This window comes from Deltaproteobacteria bacterium, from assembly GCA_026388545.1.
GTDB lineage: Bacteria > Desulfobacterota > Syntrophia > Syntrophales > UBA2185 > JAPLJS01.
This window is the reverse complement of sequence record JAPLJS010000105.1, coordinates 59,952-74,445: the sequence shown is the minus strand read 5'-3', so window position 1 is coordinate 74,445 and position 14,494 is coordinate 59,952. Positions and strand designations below refer to the sequence as shown.

The 14,494-nt window shown below is 44.8% G+C and carries 14 protein-coding genes; 12 read left to right on the top strand and 2 right to left on the bottom strand.

The window, feature by feature from the left end:
• The first annotated feature begins 365 nt into the window (after positions 1 to 365).
• The 5 genes from NTW12_12525 (at position 366) to NTW12_12505 (ending at position 3,169) form a co-directional block, all read left to right on the top strand.
• Positions 366 to 884 carry a hypothetical protein gene (locus NTW12_12525; protein MCX5847159.1) on the top strand — a complete coding sequence of 173 codons (519 nt, stop codon included), beginning with the start codon at positions 366 to 368 and terminating at the stop codon, positions 882 to 884.
• Between the two features lie 104 nt (positions 885 to 988).
• The gene (locus NTW12_12520; GenBank protein MCX5847158.1) at positions 989 to 1,423 is read left to right on the top strand and encodes a hypothetical protein; all 435 of its coding nucleotides are present in this window, start codon (positions 989 to 991) and stop codon (positions 1,421 to 1,423) included.
• Entirely contained in the window at positions 1,420 to 1,836 is a 417-nt protein-coding gene (locus NTW12_12515) for a hypothetical protein (GenBank protein ID MCX5847157.1), read from the top strand. The genes NTW12_12520 and NTW12_12515 overlap by 4 nt, the downstream gene beginning before the upstream one ends.
• Positions 1,833 to 2,486 (top strand): hypothetical protein, encoded by a 654-nt coding sequence (locus tag NTW12_12510; protein MCX5847156.1) that lies wholly within the window; start codon positions 1,833 to 1,835, stop codon positions 2,484 to 2,486. Before NTW12_12515 ends, NTW12_12510 begins: the two co-directional genes overlap by 4 nt.
• A 17-nt stretch (positions 2,487 to 2,503) precedes the next feature.
• Entirely contained in the window at positions 2,504 to 3,169 is a 666-nt protein-coding gene (locus tag NTW12_12505; GenBank protein ID MCX5847155.1) for a hypothetical protein, read from the top strand.
• A gap of 247 nt (positions 3,170 to 3,416) precedes the next feature.
• Here NTW12_12505 and NTW12_12500 read toward each other — a convergent pair whose 3' ends face one another.
• The gene (locus NTW12_12500; protein MCX5847154.1) at positions 3,417 to 4,325 is read right to left on the bottom strand and encodes a DMT family transporter; all 909 of its coding nucleotides are present in this window, start codon (positions 4,323 to 4,325) and stop codon (positions 3,417 to 3,419) included.
• A 599-nt stretch (positions 4,326 to 4,924) separates the two neighbouring features.
• Here NTW12_12500 and NTW12_12495 point away from each other — a divergent pair.
• A complete protein-coding gene (locus NTW12_12495; GenBank protein MCX5847153.1) occupies positions 4,925 to 6,211 on the top strand; it encodes a 4Fe-4S dicluster domain-containing protein in 1,287 nt (428 codons plus the stop codon).
• 144 nt (positions 6,212 to 6,355) lie between these two features.
• On the opposite strand, the gene NTW12_12490 is transcribed toward NTW12_12495, so the two are convergent.
• Positions 6,356 to 7,708: a sigma 54-interacting transcriptional regulator gene (locus NTW12_12490; GenBank protein ID MCX5847152.1), complete on the bottom strand. Its 1,353-nt coding sequence runs from the start codon at positions 7,706 to 7,708 to the stop codon at positions 6,356 to 6,358.
• 700 nt (positions 7,709 to 8,408) lie between these two features.
• On the opposite strand from NTW12_12490, the gene NTW12_12485 reads away from it, so the two are divergent.
• The 6 genes from NTW12_12485 (at position 8,409) to rpsF (ending at position 14,485) form a co-directional block, all read left to right on the top strand.
• Positions 8,409 to 9,860 (top strand): 4-hydroxyphenylacetate 3-hydroxylase family protein, encoded by a 1,452-nt coding sequence (locus NTW12_12485; GenBank protein MCX5847151.1) that lies wholly within the window; start codon positions 8,409 to 8,411, stop codon positions 9,858 to 9,860.
• A 45-nt stretch (positions 9,861 to 9,905) separates the two neighbouring features.
• Positions 9,906 to 10,226, top strand: coding sequence for a hypothetical protein (locus NTW12_12480; protein MCX5847150.1), 321 nt, complete (start codon positions 9,906 to 9,908; stop codon positions 10,224 to 10,226).
• Positions 10,223 to 11,530 carry a 4-hydroxybutyrate CoA-transferase gene (locus NTW12_12475; GenBank protein MCX5847149.1) on the top strand — a complete coding sequence of 436 codons (1,308 nt, stop codon included), beginning with the start codon at positions 10,223 to 10,225 and terminating at the stop codon, positions 11,528 to 11,530. Before NTW12_12480 ends, NTW12_12475 begins: the two co-directional genes overlap by 4 nt.
• 154 nt (positions 11,531 to 11,684) lie before the next feature.
• A complete protein-coding gene (locus NTW12_12470) occupies positions 11,685 to 12,179 on the top strand; it encodes a DUF1097 domain-containing protein (protein MCX5847148.1) in 495 nt (164 codons plus the stop codon).
• 25 nt (positions 12,180 to 12,204) lie between these two features.
• Entirely contained in the window at positions 12,205 to 12,984 is a 780-nt protein-coding gene (locus NTW12_12465; GenBank protein ID MCX5847147.1) for an N-acyl homoserine lactonase family protein, read from the top strand.
• A 1,063-nt stretch (positions 12,985 to 14,047) separates the two neighbouring features.
• Positions 14,048 to 14,485: a 30S ribosomal protein S6 gene (gene rpsF, locus NTW12_12460; GenBank protein MCX5847146.1), complete on the top strand. Its 438-nt coding sequence runs from the start codon at positions 14,048 to 14,050 to the stop codon at positions 14,483 to 14,485.
• The last annotated feature ends 9 nt before the right edge of the window (positions 14,486 to 14,494 follow it).

Sequence of the window (14,494 nt, the reverse complement as noted above, 5' to 3'; positions counted from 1 at the left end):
CGAAACCGGCCATGGAGTTGCCATACTATCGAAGAGGATGGTGAATCTGCCGGCACACAAGGCGTGTCATGCATGAATACGCCTCACGTCGCACCCGATATTCACTCCTTCCTGAAAGCAATAAACCGTCAGCCTCGGTAAAAATGCTGGATTTCATATCGTTATCAATGATTTCATCCCCTCAAGAATTATGATATGGATGATGGAAATTTGAATCTCCGATTCTATGAGGGGCTGCGGCCAACTGATTCATGGTTGAAATATTGCGGCACCACCGGGAAACCAAGTGGCAAACGGAGAAAATAAACCCAAACCGGTTATATCGGGAGAAACCAGCTCACTCGAGATATAACTAAGGGGTTTTTATGAGTCTTTTTTTTCAACACATTGAAGCGCTTTATGTTAACGGTGAATATTCCAAGGTAAAAGAGGAACTTGACAATTTTGAAAAGACTAATAAACCCTTTCCGACCTGTATTTATAGAGAGCTTGCCTATGCGGAATCGAACACATACAGAATAATTAGAGATGAAAATATATTTCCGATCCGCTTTCTATGGTTATTTGAACTTAAAGAACAAATAATGATAGGTGTGGTTATGCCCCTTGAAAGATCTATTTATAATCCAGAAAGATTATATGAACGCTGGCTGAAATGTCTTGCAGATGAATCTTTTAGGCAAGAAGTTGAAAAGGACGATGTTCTTTTTGATTTGGATAGAAAAGCTATATCATTAACTCGAGGATGGGTTCTAATAGGCGATACCTTTATAGATGATTTAATAGAAATAGAGGAATACTACGGCGAAGAATTGATGGTTATTGACGAGAAAACTAAAATAGAAAGCGCCATGTTTGTCGAGTACAAATCAAAAAAGCGCTGAATTGATCCCGATTTTAGTATTTCAAAGATCCGGTGACATACAAACATTTCTCCATTAGCGTGAGATATCCTCCCAGGGTAAAATATGGACGAAAGGAATGCAGAATGTGGCTGATGACAAAATACGGTTTTTACTCAATTGTCCAGAAGCATGATAGAGAGTACCACGTGCGGGCACGCGAACGAAAGGATGTCGAGAATTTGGTAAGGTGCGTTCCATTGCCACATGCACAGATAAAGGAAAGTGAACGTACCGACTATACCTTTCGGATTGTCGTTGGACAAGCGGATGTATTGGCGATCCTTCGGTTTCTTGGCGAGACGTTAGACTACTCAAATTTCAAGGATACGATAGATCAAATAGATGATCAAAAACATAAACCTTATCATAAAGTGTGGGATGTAATTGCAGATGCTTTGGGAGCATATGGGCGTAAACCCATTTGGCAGAGAAGGAAAGAAACCGGGCAACCTCCGGCTGAACTCGACGCAAAGTCGCTTGCTTCAGGCAGATCGTTAGACCCAAAAACTAAATCATGAGAAAACGGATAGTTCTGATTTCATGTGTAAGCCAAAAACTACCTCATCGTGCGATGGCGAGAGAACTGTATATAAGCACGCTTTTTAAGCTCAACCTGAAATATGCAGAGAAATTGGCGCCAGATGAAATATTTGTTCTTTCTGCAAAGCATGGATTGTTGGCTTTAGGAATAGAAATAGAACCTTATGAACAAACACTGAACAATATGCGTTCGAGTGAAATTCGTGTATGGGCAGCGCGTGTCCTTGAGCAAATCAAGGGAGTATGTTCTATTGATGACTCGGAGCTCATTTTTCTTGCTGGCGACAAATATAGAAAGTATTTATTGCCCCATATCAAGAATTATAAGGTTCCGTTGAAGGGTCTGCGCATTGGGAAACAACTACAAAAGCTCAAAGAGCTGACGTCATGAGTAATGAATGTAGAGCTGTTCATAACTTAACCAAACAACTGGAAAGGCATAGCTTCCCATTCAAAGACTCAGTAATCCCAAAAAACGGAATATACATTCTATTTCAACAATCTGAGGTAGGCCATGGGCAAGATAGAATTGTACGAATAGGCACACATACGGGGAACAACCAACTTCGTTCAAGGCTAAAACAACATTTTCTCGCTGAAAATAAAAACAGGAGCATTTTTAGAAAAAATATTGGCAGGGCTTTATTGAACAAAAGAAACGATCCTTTTCTTCAGCATTGGGAGTTTGATCTTACAACCAGAAAAGCCAAAGACCAGCATTCTTCTTTGGTTGATTTTGATTACCAAAAACAAGTAGAAAATGAAGTCAGTCAGTACATTCGGGATAATTTCTCATTTGTTGTATTTGAAGGGGAGGATAAGGCAGACAGGCTTGAAATAGAATCAAAACTTATATCAACTGTCTCTTTGTGTGATGAATGTAATGCATCCGATAATTGGCTCGGCAATTATTCTCCCAAAACAAAAATTGTAGAAAGTGGGTTGTGGTTAGTAACTGAGCTCTACAAAACACCATTTGATGCCTCAGGCGTTGAGCATTTTTCAAGGTTAGTAAGTAAACACATAAAAAAGGCGAATTAGGTCTATATTATAATGTTATGATAGAAAATATAAATAAAGCACAACTAATCGAACTAAAATCCCGACCAATCTGGAACCTTGGGAACGATGTGCTTTATCGGCTCTGCAAGGACTACCCAGAACACAAATCACCAGCAGTAATAGTCGCAAAGGTATGGCTAATAGGTCGGGCATATGCTGCCGCCATTGAACGAAGGAAAAATAAAGATGAGGGGAATGATAATTTTTACGAATCAAAAGTGGTTTCAGAAATGCAGAAACCCTCTTTGGATCAAAATCTTGAGAGAATCAGTAAATTCAATGAGATCACACCGCAAAATATCTCGGTAATATTGGAAACACATAAACACTTAACAGACATTTTCAAACAAATATCGGAGATAGAAAAAAGGTCACTGGCTTCAAAGTATCTACATTTTCACTTTCCTAACCTATTCTTCTTGTATGACTCAAGGGCTGTAAAGAGTTCGAGAATGTTACTCCCTCAATTCAAAGCTGAAATCTCGATCCAAAACGTTGATAACGAATACAGGAATTATTTTCTCAGACTATACCATCTGCGTGACTTTATTTACAAAAGGGATGATCTTTTATTATCGCCAAGAGAGATTGACAATATTTTGATAAACATACAATCATACCAGTGGATACAGCTAATCGCCGATAAATCCGGCTCTGGCTGACCCTTGTTATATTTTGTTTCAATCGGTAATTCTTAACATTTTATTTAACTGAATCTATTTAGTTGTAGGTGTAAGGGATTGATGTTAAAAAAATATTTATCTATAAAATAGATGGTATTTTCTAAATGTAAAGAAATATGACAGTAACTGTTTATAGAAAATATCTATTTAAGGACTTGTAGGTAAACAGTATATTAAATTATGTCTCGCAATATTCTCAAATGCCAGCGGCAAGGTCGGTGGTCGTTTACTTTTCGAGCCGGCGAGTTCTCAGGAAAGCTATGGCGCCGAGGAGACCTATTCCTGACAGGATTAAGATAATGCCAAGGGCCTCACGTGAAGACGGGATTTCGCCGAGTTGAATGGCGGCTAAAACGATGGCAAGTACCGGAGTAACGAGCGTTCCCATCGTTGCCATGCCCGCCGGAATCCTCTCCAGTATATAAAACCATAGCAGGAATGCAACGACGCTGACGAGAAGGACATTATAGAGCAGGGCGGCACTGAATACGAGGGTCCACTGGATAGGAGATGACGGCACCAAGATCGAAATAATTATGAGAGGCCCCACACCGTAAATCATCTGCCAGGTAGTGACCGATACCACGTCGAAGTCGGGATCCCGCCTCATTATCCGGGTGATAACGGCACTTCCCGCCCATGATATTCCGGAAATCACCGCAAGGATACTCGACCAGAGGTTTGCCCCGCCGGCATCGACAGCAACGATTAAAACGAGTCCTGCAAACGCGAGAATTACGGCCAGCCATTCAAGGCCCCTGATCCTCTCGCCCAGTATAGGCCAGGCCAGAAGGATAACCCAGAACGGCATCGTATAAAGGAGTACGGCCGTTTTCCCCGCACCCCCGCTCACGAGAGCCCATAAAGGAAGACCAAGACCCAGTGTCGTGGAAAGTAATCCCAAAAGGACGGTCCATTTCACCTGTCGCGGTCGCCAATCCTTTTTCGTCAAAAGAAGTATTCCGAAAAGACAGATGGCGGCCGGGAATACCCGCATAGCGGCAAATACAAATGGATCGCAGAAACGGAGAGCCTCTTTCATGACTACCCAGTTGTAGCCCCAGATGATGCTCATGATTGCGAGAGCAAGAATGGGTTTCCCGGTGGTAGTTTCGGAGGTTGTCTTGGCACACATGGTTGGCAAACTTAAGAGATTGCACCTGCCCTGTCAAGAAATTCTATCGCAGCAAAGAAGGGTAAACATTACTCATACTTCCTAAAGTCCATAGTCGCATTGCCCGCTAAAATATTCATTATTGCGGATGGAACTGACCAAAAAACCGCAGAACTCTCAATACAAATGTGATACATATTTTAGCGGAAAATAATTTTGACGAAATCGTAAAAAGTCTGTCATTCCCTCGAAAGAGGGAATCCAAAAATGATTTTATGGTTCCCCGCTTGCGCGAGGACGACGTCTGGACTCCCGCTTCCCCGGGAGTGACATAGTTTTTAACTTTTTACGAAACCGTCAATTTTCATATTTTCATTTATTGAGCTTCAATGTCATTAACTTAAGCACTTTGACCCCCCTCTTTTCTAAAGAGGGGTTGGGGGAGATTTTACGGAATGCAATTAAAATCCCCCTGAATCCCCCTTTACAAAGGGGGACACGTAAATGTCCAAACTCCAGATCCCCCTTTACAAAGGGGGGCTTGAAAGAGATAATATCCTTAAGTCAACGCCATTGTATTGAGTTTTGTAAATCAGGACACTGACAAAATCGAGGATGCCATGACCCATCACTTGGTAAAGTCGGGCTATACCGCTCTGATAGATCGTATTAATCGTTTTCCCCAGGGGGCGCCCCCATCGGATACGCTCTATAAAATCCTGAAGGTTCTCTTCAGCGAAAAAGATGCCGCCCTTGTATCTCTTCTTCCAATAAAACCATTCACAGTGGAGAAGGCTGCCCGTATTTGGAAGATGAAGACATCGGAGGCTCAGAAGATTTTAGATGATCTGGCGGATCGGGCAATTCTTCTTGATATGGAAGGCGATGGAGAACAAATCTATGTCCTTCCACCACCTATGGCCGGTTTTTTTGAGTTTTCTCTCATGCGCATCCGGAAAGATATCGATCAGCGCACATTAAGCGAACTTTTCTATCAGTATCTCAATGTGGAGGATGACTTTATAAAAGCTCTCTTTACGGAGGGAGAAACACGGTTGGGGCGTGTATTCGTTCACGAACCGGCCCTTTCTACCGGCATCAGCTTATGCGTTCTGGATTATGAACGGGCCACAGAGGTCATTAAAACGGCTTCCTGCAGGGGTATCAGCATCTGTTATTGCCGTCATAAAATGCAGCATCTCGACCGGGATTGCAACGCACCGAAGGAGATCTGCATGACCTTTAACGCGGCTGCAAGCTCTTTGATCAAACATGGTCATGCCCGGACGGTTAGTATGGAGGAATGTCTGGATTTACTCACTATCGCCTATGATCAAAAGCTGGTTCAGTTCGGTTCGAATGTCCGCGAAGGGGTCAATTTCATTTGCAATTGTTGCGGCTGCTGCTGTGAGGCCATGATCGCGGCCAGGCGTTTCTGCCTTCTGCATCCTGTTCATACGACAAATTTTCTGCCAGAGATTCATGAAGGAGGTTGTACGGGTTGCGGTCAGTGCGTAAACGTCTGCCCCGTGGAAGCCATGAGCCTTGTTTCGGCTAACGATCCCAAGAAGCCGAAAAAGAAAAAGTCCCAGTTGCGCAATGAAATCTGCCTGGGCTGTGGTCTGTGTGTACGAGTCTGTCAGGAAAATCACATTGAATTAAAATTACGTTCCCAGCGAGTCATAACACCGCTTGATTCCATCCATCAGGTTGTTGAAATGGCCATAGAAAGGGGAAAACTACAGAATCTTATATTCGATAATCAGGCCCTTTTCAGTCACAGGGCCATGGCGGCGATACTTGGTGTCATTTTTAATCTGCCTCCCATTAAACAAGCCATAGCGAAACGCCAAATGAAATCGAGATGCCTTGAAACCATGGTCAGACGAATGAATCAAAACGATTAACACCGTCCGATAGTGTAAGCATCTACTTCTTCCTGTTATGTTGTTCTTCTTATCAAGTACATCCAACAACATTTCAACCCAAAATAAACGAAAGGCGCTCATTTGGAAAAATTAGAGATTCTCTCATTAAGGAAAGATTATTGATCAAAGTATTGAATTGTACCGATGGATTTTTCTCATCAACGTTGTTCGATGCATTCCCAGCGCAGCCGCCGCATTTTGCAGATTGCCATTATGCTGCCTGAGTGTCTGGTGGATTAGTTCTTTCTCGAAGTTGTTCATTATCGTTCGGAAATCGTGAGCATGTGTGGCTAGCGTGCTCGTATTCATGGGCTGGAATTTGAGGGATAATTCTTCCAATATATGTTCTCTTGTGATTTTTTTTTGAGGATACAATACGACCAGACGCTCAATAATATTATAGAGCTCTCGTACATTGCCAGGCCAGGTATAGTCCGTCAGTGCTTGGACGGCTGACGGAGTCAATTGCTTTTCCACTTTATAGCTACGTGATATCAATGTTAAAAAATGTTCCGCCAAGGGATAGATATCTTCGACCCGCTCTCGTAGAGGTGGGATATAAATAGGTACGACATTCAAGCGATAAAAGAGGTCTTCGCGGAATTGTCCGGCTTTGATCAGAGACTGCAAATCGCGATTGGTAGCAGCTAAAAACCTTATATCTATATGTTCAACGGAAACACTCCCAACGGAATATATTTCTTTTTCCTCGATTAGACGGAGCAATTTGACCTGAGTTTGAGGTGATACATCGCCGATTTCATCAAGAAAAAGCGTTCCGCCTGCTGCAGCATGAACAAAACCGTATTTCCCAGATTTTAATGCCCCCGTGAATGCACCTGCCCGATAGCCAAATAACTCAGACTCTAAAAGACTTTCCGGCATAGCACTCACACTCACTTTGATCAAAGGCTTATTTCTGCGGCGGCTAAACTGGTGTATCACCTTGGCGATTATTTCCTTACCTACTCCAGATTCCCCTAAAATCAAAACAGTCGAATCTATCGTAGCAACCTGGACCGCCCGCAATAAGACCTTTTGCATTGTTTTGCTGGCAGCAACTATATTGGTGATTGGTGAGAAGGGAAACATACTCTCCACCCCCTCGATAACTTGGGGGCAGAGCTCTCGCGGATATACGGTCGTGGCCACGAAAATTATGTCGCCAACCTGGTTAAATATTGGATTTCCTGTGACGACCACACGCTTACCTGTGCGCAGGATTTTTTGTTCGATCGTTATAGGAGCTTTGTGTTTCAGAACGAGCAGTGTAACGGAACGGTCATAAAAGCCTTCTTCTTCGAGCTTCTGCATATGCCGCCCGATGACCTCTCTTTCCTCTATCTCGGACAATAACTCATAGGCTTTATTAACCCCCAGGGTGTATGCGGAGCCATCTGTAAGATAAACTCCGGTTTCTTGAGCCAAATCATATTGTCTGTCATTATCGGTCAAAAAAGTCACTAAATTATTCACTGAATATCATCTCTTCATGAAAAATATGAGAGTTCAGATTTAGCGATGGTGTTTTCTGAGAAGGGTATTTTACGGCAAGTAAGGTTTGTTGCTAGTCATTTTCTCCCAGCCTCGATCAGCCCTGGTTTGAAGAAGTATCCATTGCAAGGATATCCTGTCTCCTTCGCAGGGACTTACTTGTACCCGCAATCATCTCCCTCAAAATATCCTTAATGTTAAGGCCATACTGATTTATTATCGAGACTACTCCATTCGCCCTGTCTGTCAAGAATTATTTTTATCTCATTATGCTCTCTCTTCATGAGCGATGCACTGCGAATACAGGATAACGCATCATAGAGGTGTTTTGACCGGCCATATTGACGATCCCTCACACATTGGTCTGTGTAACCTTGGAGCTGAATTGCACAGTTAGTAGGTGCAAACCTGCACTAATGCGGATTGAAGTTGAATTTTGTAAATTTGTAGAAGCATTCTTGGAAAAATTTTCGCTCTCTGTCCATCGACTATTTATCAGGTGAATTATAATAATTATGTATGCTTATAAGATGATATGTCGGATTTCTGAAAAAGTGTCGGAGTCTAGCTGTCAGTTATAATTTAAAACTTCTTTATCTGGCACATCCTGTGCTTTTTATGTAACACGTCTGCTTTAATTTGAAAAAACTGATGAAACAAACACATGAGGAGGTATAAAGCCGTGGCACTGAAAACCCCTGAACAATATGAAGAAAGTCTGCGAAGGATGAATTTCAAGGTCTATCTGATGGGGGAACTTGTGAAAAATGTGGTCGATCATCCCATTATCAGACCCTCGATGAATTCCGTGAAAATGACCTATGCCCTAGCCCAGGACCCGCAGCATGAAGATCTCATGACGGCGAAATCCCACCTGACCGGGCAGAAGATCAACCGGTTCTGTCATATCCACCAGAACACGGAGGATCTGGTCAAGAAAGTGAAAATGCAGCGGCTAATGGGCCAGAAGACAGGGGCCTGCTTTCAGCGCTGTGTCGGAATGGACGCCATCAATGCCGTGGACAGCGTCGCCTTCGAAATGGACAAGAAGCTCGGCACAACCTATTATGAACGGTTCAATAAATTTCTGCGGATGATGCAAGAGGAAGACATGACCGTAGACGGCGCCATGACCGACCCCAAGGGGGACCGGAGCCTCTCGCCGAGCAAGCAGGCCGATCCGGACCTCTACACGCGCGTGGTGGAGAAGAGGAAAGACGGCATTGTCGTCCGGGGGGCGAAGGCCCACCAGACGGGGGCCATTAACTCCCACTGGATTCTTGTCATGCCGACGATCACAATGACGAAAGAAGACAGCGATTATGCCGTTTCCTTCGTGGCACCCGCCGACGCCAACGCCATCTTTTACATTTACGGCCGTCAGTCCTGCGACACGCGGAAACTGGAGGGCGGCGAAATCGATGTGGGCAATCTGCAGTACGGCGGCCATGAAGCCCTCATGGTTTTTGACGATCTGTTCGTCCCCTGGGAGAACGTCTTCATGTGCGGTGAGCATGAATTCAGCGGCGCCTTAGTGGAGCGCTTTGCCGGCTATCATCGCCAGAGCTACGGCGGCTGTAAAGTCGGCGTTGGCGATGTGCTCATCGGGGCGGCGGCTCTGGCCGCCGATTACAACGGCGTTTCCAAAGTTTCACACGTCAGGGACAAGCTGATCGAAATGACGCATCTCAATGAAACACTTTACGCCTGCGGGATCGCCTGTTCGGCGGAAGGGCACAAGACCGCATCCGGCAACTACCTGATCGATCTCCTTCTGGCCAATGTCTGCAAGCAGAACGTGACCCGGCTTCCCTATGAGATCGCGAGGCTCGCCGAAGATATTGCCGGAGGATTGATGGTTACGATGGCCTCTGAAAAGGATCTTCGCAACCCGGAGATCGGAAAAATTGTGGCAAAGTATCTCAAGGGAGTTGCATCGGTGCCGACGGAGCATCGTTGCCGGGTCTTGCGGCTGATCGAGAATATCACCCTCGGAACCGCGGCAGTCGGATATCGCACCGAATCCATGCACGGCGCCGGCTCCCCCCAGGCGCAACGGATTATGATTGCGCGCCAGGGCAATATTGACCATAAAAAGAAACTGGCTAAAGAAATTGCCGGGATCAAGGATTGACGGGCCATTTGGCAGATGTAAATCTGGTATCTGTGCTTTGTAGACATGGGTCTGGTAGGCGTAAAATACTGCGGGGGGTGCAATCCCCACATCGATCGCGCGGGATTGGTTCGGGATATTGAGAAATTGCTGCCGCCGGGCCACAGGCTGACAACGGATCGACCACCATCCTGTCCATGGGAGACAGCGATTCTCGTTTGCGGATGCGAGGTCAAATGTGCGCATCGTCCGGCCATCAGGAGCCTTGACCGGAGATGGATTCTTGTCGGTGGGTCGACGGTTGATCTGGATCTTGTGCCGGAAGGCAAACTGGCAGGTTTTATCGTACGGAAAAAATTAAAACTGGAAAAGGAGGCGTTCTCATGAATTGGCAAGATCATTTTAATGGACGAACTGTTACAGCCCCTGAAGCCGTAACAAAGGTCAAATCCGGGGATCGGGTGGTTACGGCCCATGCGTGTGGTGAGCCTAAAAGTCTAGTCGAGGCAATGGTTGATCGTGCAGGGGAGCTATTGAATGTGGAGATCGTTCATATGGTCTCCATGGGCAAGGCACGCTACTGCTTGCCGGAGTATGAAAAATCTTTTCGACATAATGCACTTTATGTGGGTGGAACCAGCAGAAAGGCTATCAAGGAAGGACGTGGCGACTATACGCCTTGTTTTTTTCACGAAATTCCCCTGCTTTTCAGAGACAAAATATTACCCGTGGATGTGGCACTGATCCACGTATCTCCTCCGGATAAGTGTGGGTTTGTGTGTCTTGGTATATCCGTCGACTATACGCGGCAGGCTGCGTTGAGTGCCAAAACGGTCATTGCTCAAGTTAATCCTAACATGCCTCGTGTTGGGGGTAACTCATATCTTCACGTTAGTGATATTCATTATTTTGTCCCCTCCGAAGAGCCGCTAATTGAACTCACTCCTCCGGTCATTGGTGAGGTGGAAAAAGCCATTGGCAGTAATGTCGCGAACCTTATAAAGGATGGTGACTGTTTGCAACTTGGAATAGGTGAAATTCCAGATGCAGTCTTAACATTCCTGGGTGAAAAGAAGGATCTCGGTATTCATTCAGAGATGATTTCAGATGGCGCCATGAAGTTAGTTAACGAGGGCATTATCAATTGTCGCAAGAAAACATTCCACACAGGAAAAATCGTCATTACTTTCGCCATGGGGACAAGTAAATTTTATGAGTGGCTCAATGACAATTCGATGATTGAAGCGTATCCTGTCAATTATACCAATGATCCTTTCAACATTGCACAAAACGACAATATTGTAGCCATCAATTCAGCACTGCTGGTGGATCTACTTGGCCAAGTCGCAGCAGACACTCTTGGGACAACGCAATACAGTGGGGTCGGCGGGCAAGTAGATTTTGTACGCGGTGCAGCCCGTTCTCGCGGAGGGCGGAGCATTATTGCCTTGCCTGCAACCGCAGCGAAAGGTACGGTATCTAGGATTGCGGCTACACTCATGCCGGGTCAGGCTGTAACAACCTCGCGTAACGATGTGGACTATGTGGTTACGGAATACGGAATTGCTAAACTGAAGGGCAAAACCGTCAAGCAGAGGGCTGAGGCATTAATCCAGATTGCCCACCCCCAGTTCAGGAATCAGCTTCGGGATGAATGCAGAGAGCTTTATGGCTTCCGGGTCGATGCTTAAACGCCGCACCGAAAACCCTTCAAGCGGTTGATGGGGGAGCAACAAACAGGAACTTACAAATAGATTCTAAAAGAAAGGAGGGGACTTTCTCAAAATAATTTTTATCGTTCTGACTTGAAAATCCTATAACATAAGAAGGAAGGAGGGGGAATAAATGAAATTGCTATACTTTCCACTATCGCTGAGCGTGGGCATCTTAGCGGCTTTGTGGACCTATTGTTCAATTAAGTTGGGTTGGCCGACGTGGGCGGCTTTTGTCGGTTGGGCTTTTTTCTTTGTGGCCGGCGACGACGCAAAAGCTATAGCCAAAGTAGGGGCGCCGACATTGGTTGGTGTTTTGTTCGGCTATCTCTGTCTGTACGGCCTCAAACTCGAAGGAGAAGCCGGTATTCTATCGATATCGATCGCCGTCGGGGTGGCAGCGATGGCGCTGGTGTTGATGATGAATTGGAAAGCATTCGCCCTGGCGCCGGCAGCCTTTGGGGCTTTCGCCGTCTTCTTCGCCGTCACCTTCGGGCACTTCAAGAGCAAAGACGCATTTGCCCTGGAGAACATTTTCTTCAGCCTGCTGGCCTTGGTCATCGGCATCGGTCTGGGGTATTTGTCGATAAAGATTCCGGCTTGGTTTACCAAGTCATCCCAAGCATAATTCTACATAGACAAGGAGAAAAAAGATGAAACTTTATTTTTTTGAAGCGGGTGTTTTGAAGAGTTATAAGCAGTATTTCACAATGGGATTAGGTGTTGGGGAACCATTTGACGTCCCGGTGCCTTTTCTACTCATTGAACATCCCAAAGGGATTGTTCTTTTTGATACCGGGAACGCCCTGGAGGTGGTAAAAAACAAAAAGGCTCACTGGGGAGATATCTTGGCCGCGTATGACCCTGTCATGTCAGAAGAGCAGTGGTGTGTGAATGCGATTCAGAAAGTGGGATATAAACCCAAAGATGTCAAGTATGTCATTTTATCACATCTCCATCTCGATCATGCAGGATGCGTAGGGCATTTCCCTAATGCAAGGTACATTGTACAGCGTGATGAGTTGCACTATGCCTATACCCCCGATTACTTTATGAAGCTTGCCTACATTCGTAAAGATTTTGATAAGCCGGTCGACTGGCTTATATTGAATGGCTGGAGAGATGATAAATTCGATTTATTCAATGACGGTAAACTCATCATTTATCTTACTCCTGGCCACACACCGGGACATCAATCCATTCTTGTGAACTTGCCGAAAACAGGCCCCATGTTTTTCGCAGCTGATTCGTGTTATACATTGGAAAATTTGAACAACAATGTACTATCCGGTCTCGCATGGAATTTCGGGGAATCTGTAAAGTCCGTTGAAAGGATGAAGGCTCTACAATCACTTCATGGAGCTCAGATCGTAACGGGGCACGATCCGGAAGGCTGGAAAGCTTACAAGCAGGCGCCGAAATTTTACGAATAGGATCATAAACAGAAAACCGGTACATTTGAATTGTGGTGATCTGGCCCCGGAACATGTACTATGTTTTAAATTAGAAATCTGCTTTTTTAGGAGAATAGAAAGGCATCCGTTGATGGAGAACGATAATTCAATGAACTGTGGGGCGTGACGTTATTGCTGGAGCAAGGGTAGTTGTGAGGAACTAAACCTTAAATTGCGGTTTTATAATGAAGGCAGGATCAGCAACGGTCCTGCCTTAAATTTTATGAATTATTCCCCGTTGTACAGCCTTGGTGCCACGCTGGTATTTTGAGGAAACGCCGAGCTTTCGATAAATATTTTTGATGTTTGACCTGACTGTGTGCTTTGAAATATGCAAAGTGTAGGTAATATCGTTATCTTATTTACCCGCATAGATACCTTCACTTCCAATTCGCTCTGAGCCAGTTGAAATGTTTGTACGGGTATGGAAGCCGTCTTTCCGCTCTTTACTCTGTTCAAAATGGATGCAGGTAATCGTTGGTGCGACTCGTGAGTTCATCAAGTGAGCTCTTGGCAAGAAAGATCACGGCTTCAGTGCCGACATGCTCACATCAGCTCGCAGGCACATCAGAGGCTATCCCGCCTGCATTTTAAGGCAGAAGAATCGGTTCTCACCGGCACCGATCATCGTTTCAAGTCGCAGTAAGCTGAAAGGCGCTAAATGTCATTTCATGAGGAACACAGAATCTATGGATTCCCGCTCCCGCCTGCCCTCGAATGCCCTTGTCGGGGGCGGGAATGACAAAGGATTAAAAACTGCAGATGGATCTATATGTTACAGTTATTATAACAATGTCATTGACTTGAGAATATTATTTCTTTCAAGTCCCCCTTTGTAAAGGGGGATTCAGGAGGATTTTAAGTGTATTCTGTAAACTCTCCCCCAACCCCTCATTAGAAAAGAGGGGGGACATTGGTTATTATATAAAAATCTTGATTTTGTAAAAAGGATAGTATACAAGACAAGTCCATTTAAAATTAAATACAGGACTCCTTGTTCGAACTGACAGTTCGGACTTTAGAGCCATGAGGAGGTACAAAGTTGAGAAGATACGAAACCCTGTTTATTGTCCAAGTTGACCTACCCGACGACGAACTCAGCAATCTCATTGAACGATACAGCTCAATCATAACAGCTTTCAAGGGCACTGTCGTTAAAACCGAAAAATGGGGCAAAAGAAAATTAGCCTACGAAATCAGAAAACAAACAAACGGATACTATATCCTCATTGATTTTGTAGGAAAAAGCGCCGTCATCGAGGAAATGGAAAGAAATTTCAAAATCGATGACAAAGTTTTGAAATTCATGACAATATTGAAGGATGATAAAGTTGACCTGGCGAAGATAGAAAAAGAAAAACTGGGAGAAGTACCGACGGATACGCCGCGTGTGGCGCTGAAAGTGGAAAGCCCGGAAACTCCTGTGAAAAGTATGGAGATTGAAAGAGTCAAAGATTCCACGTCATCTGAATCCATTTAAACATAAAGA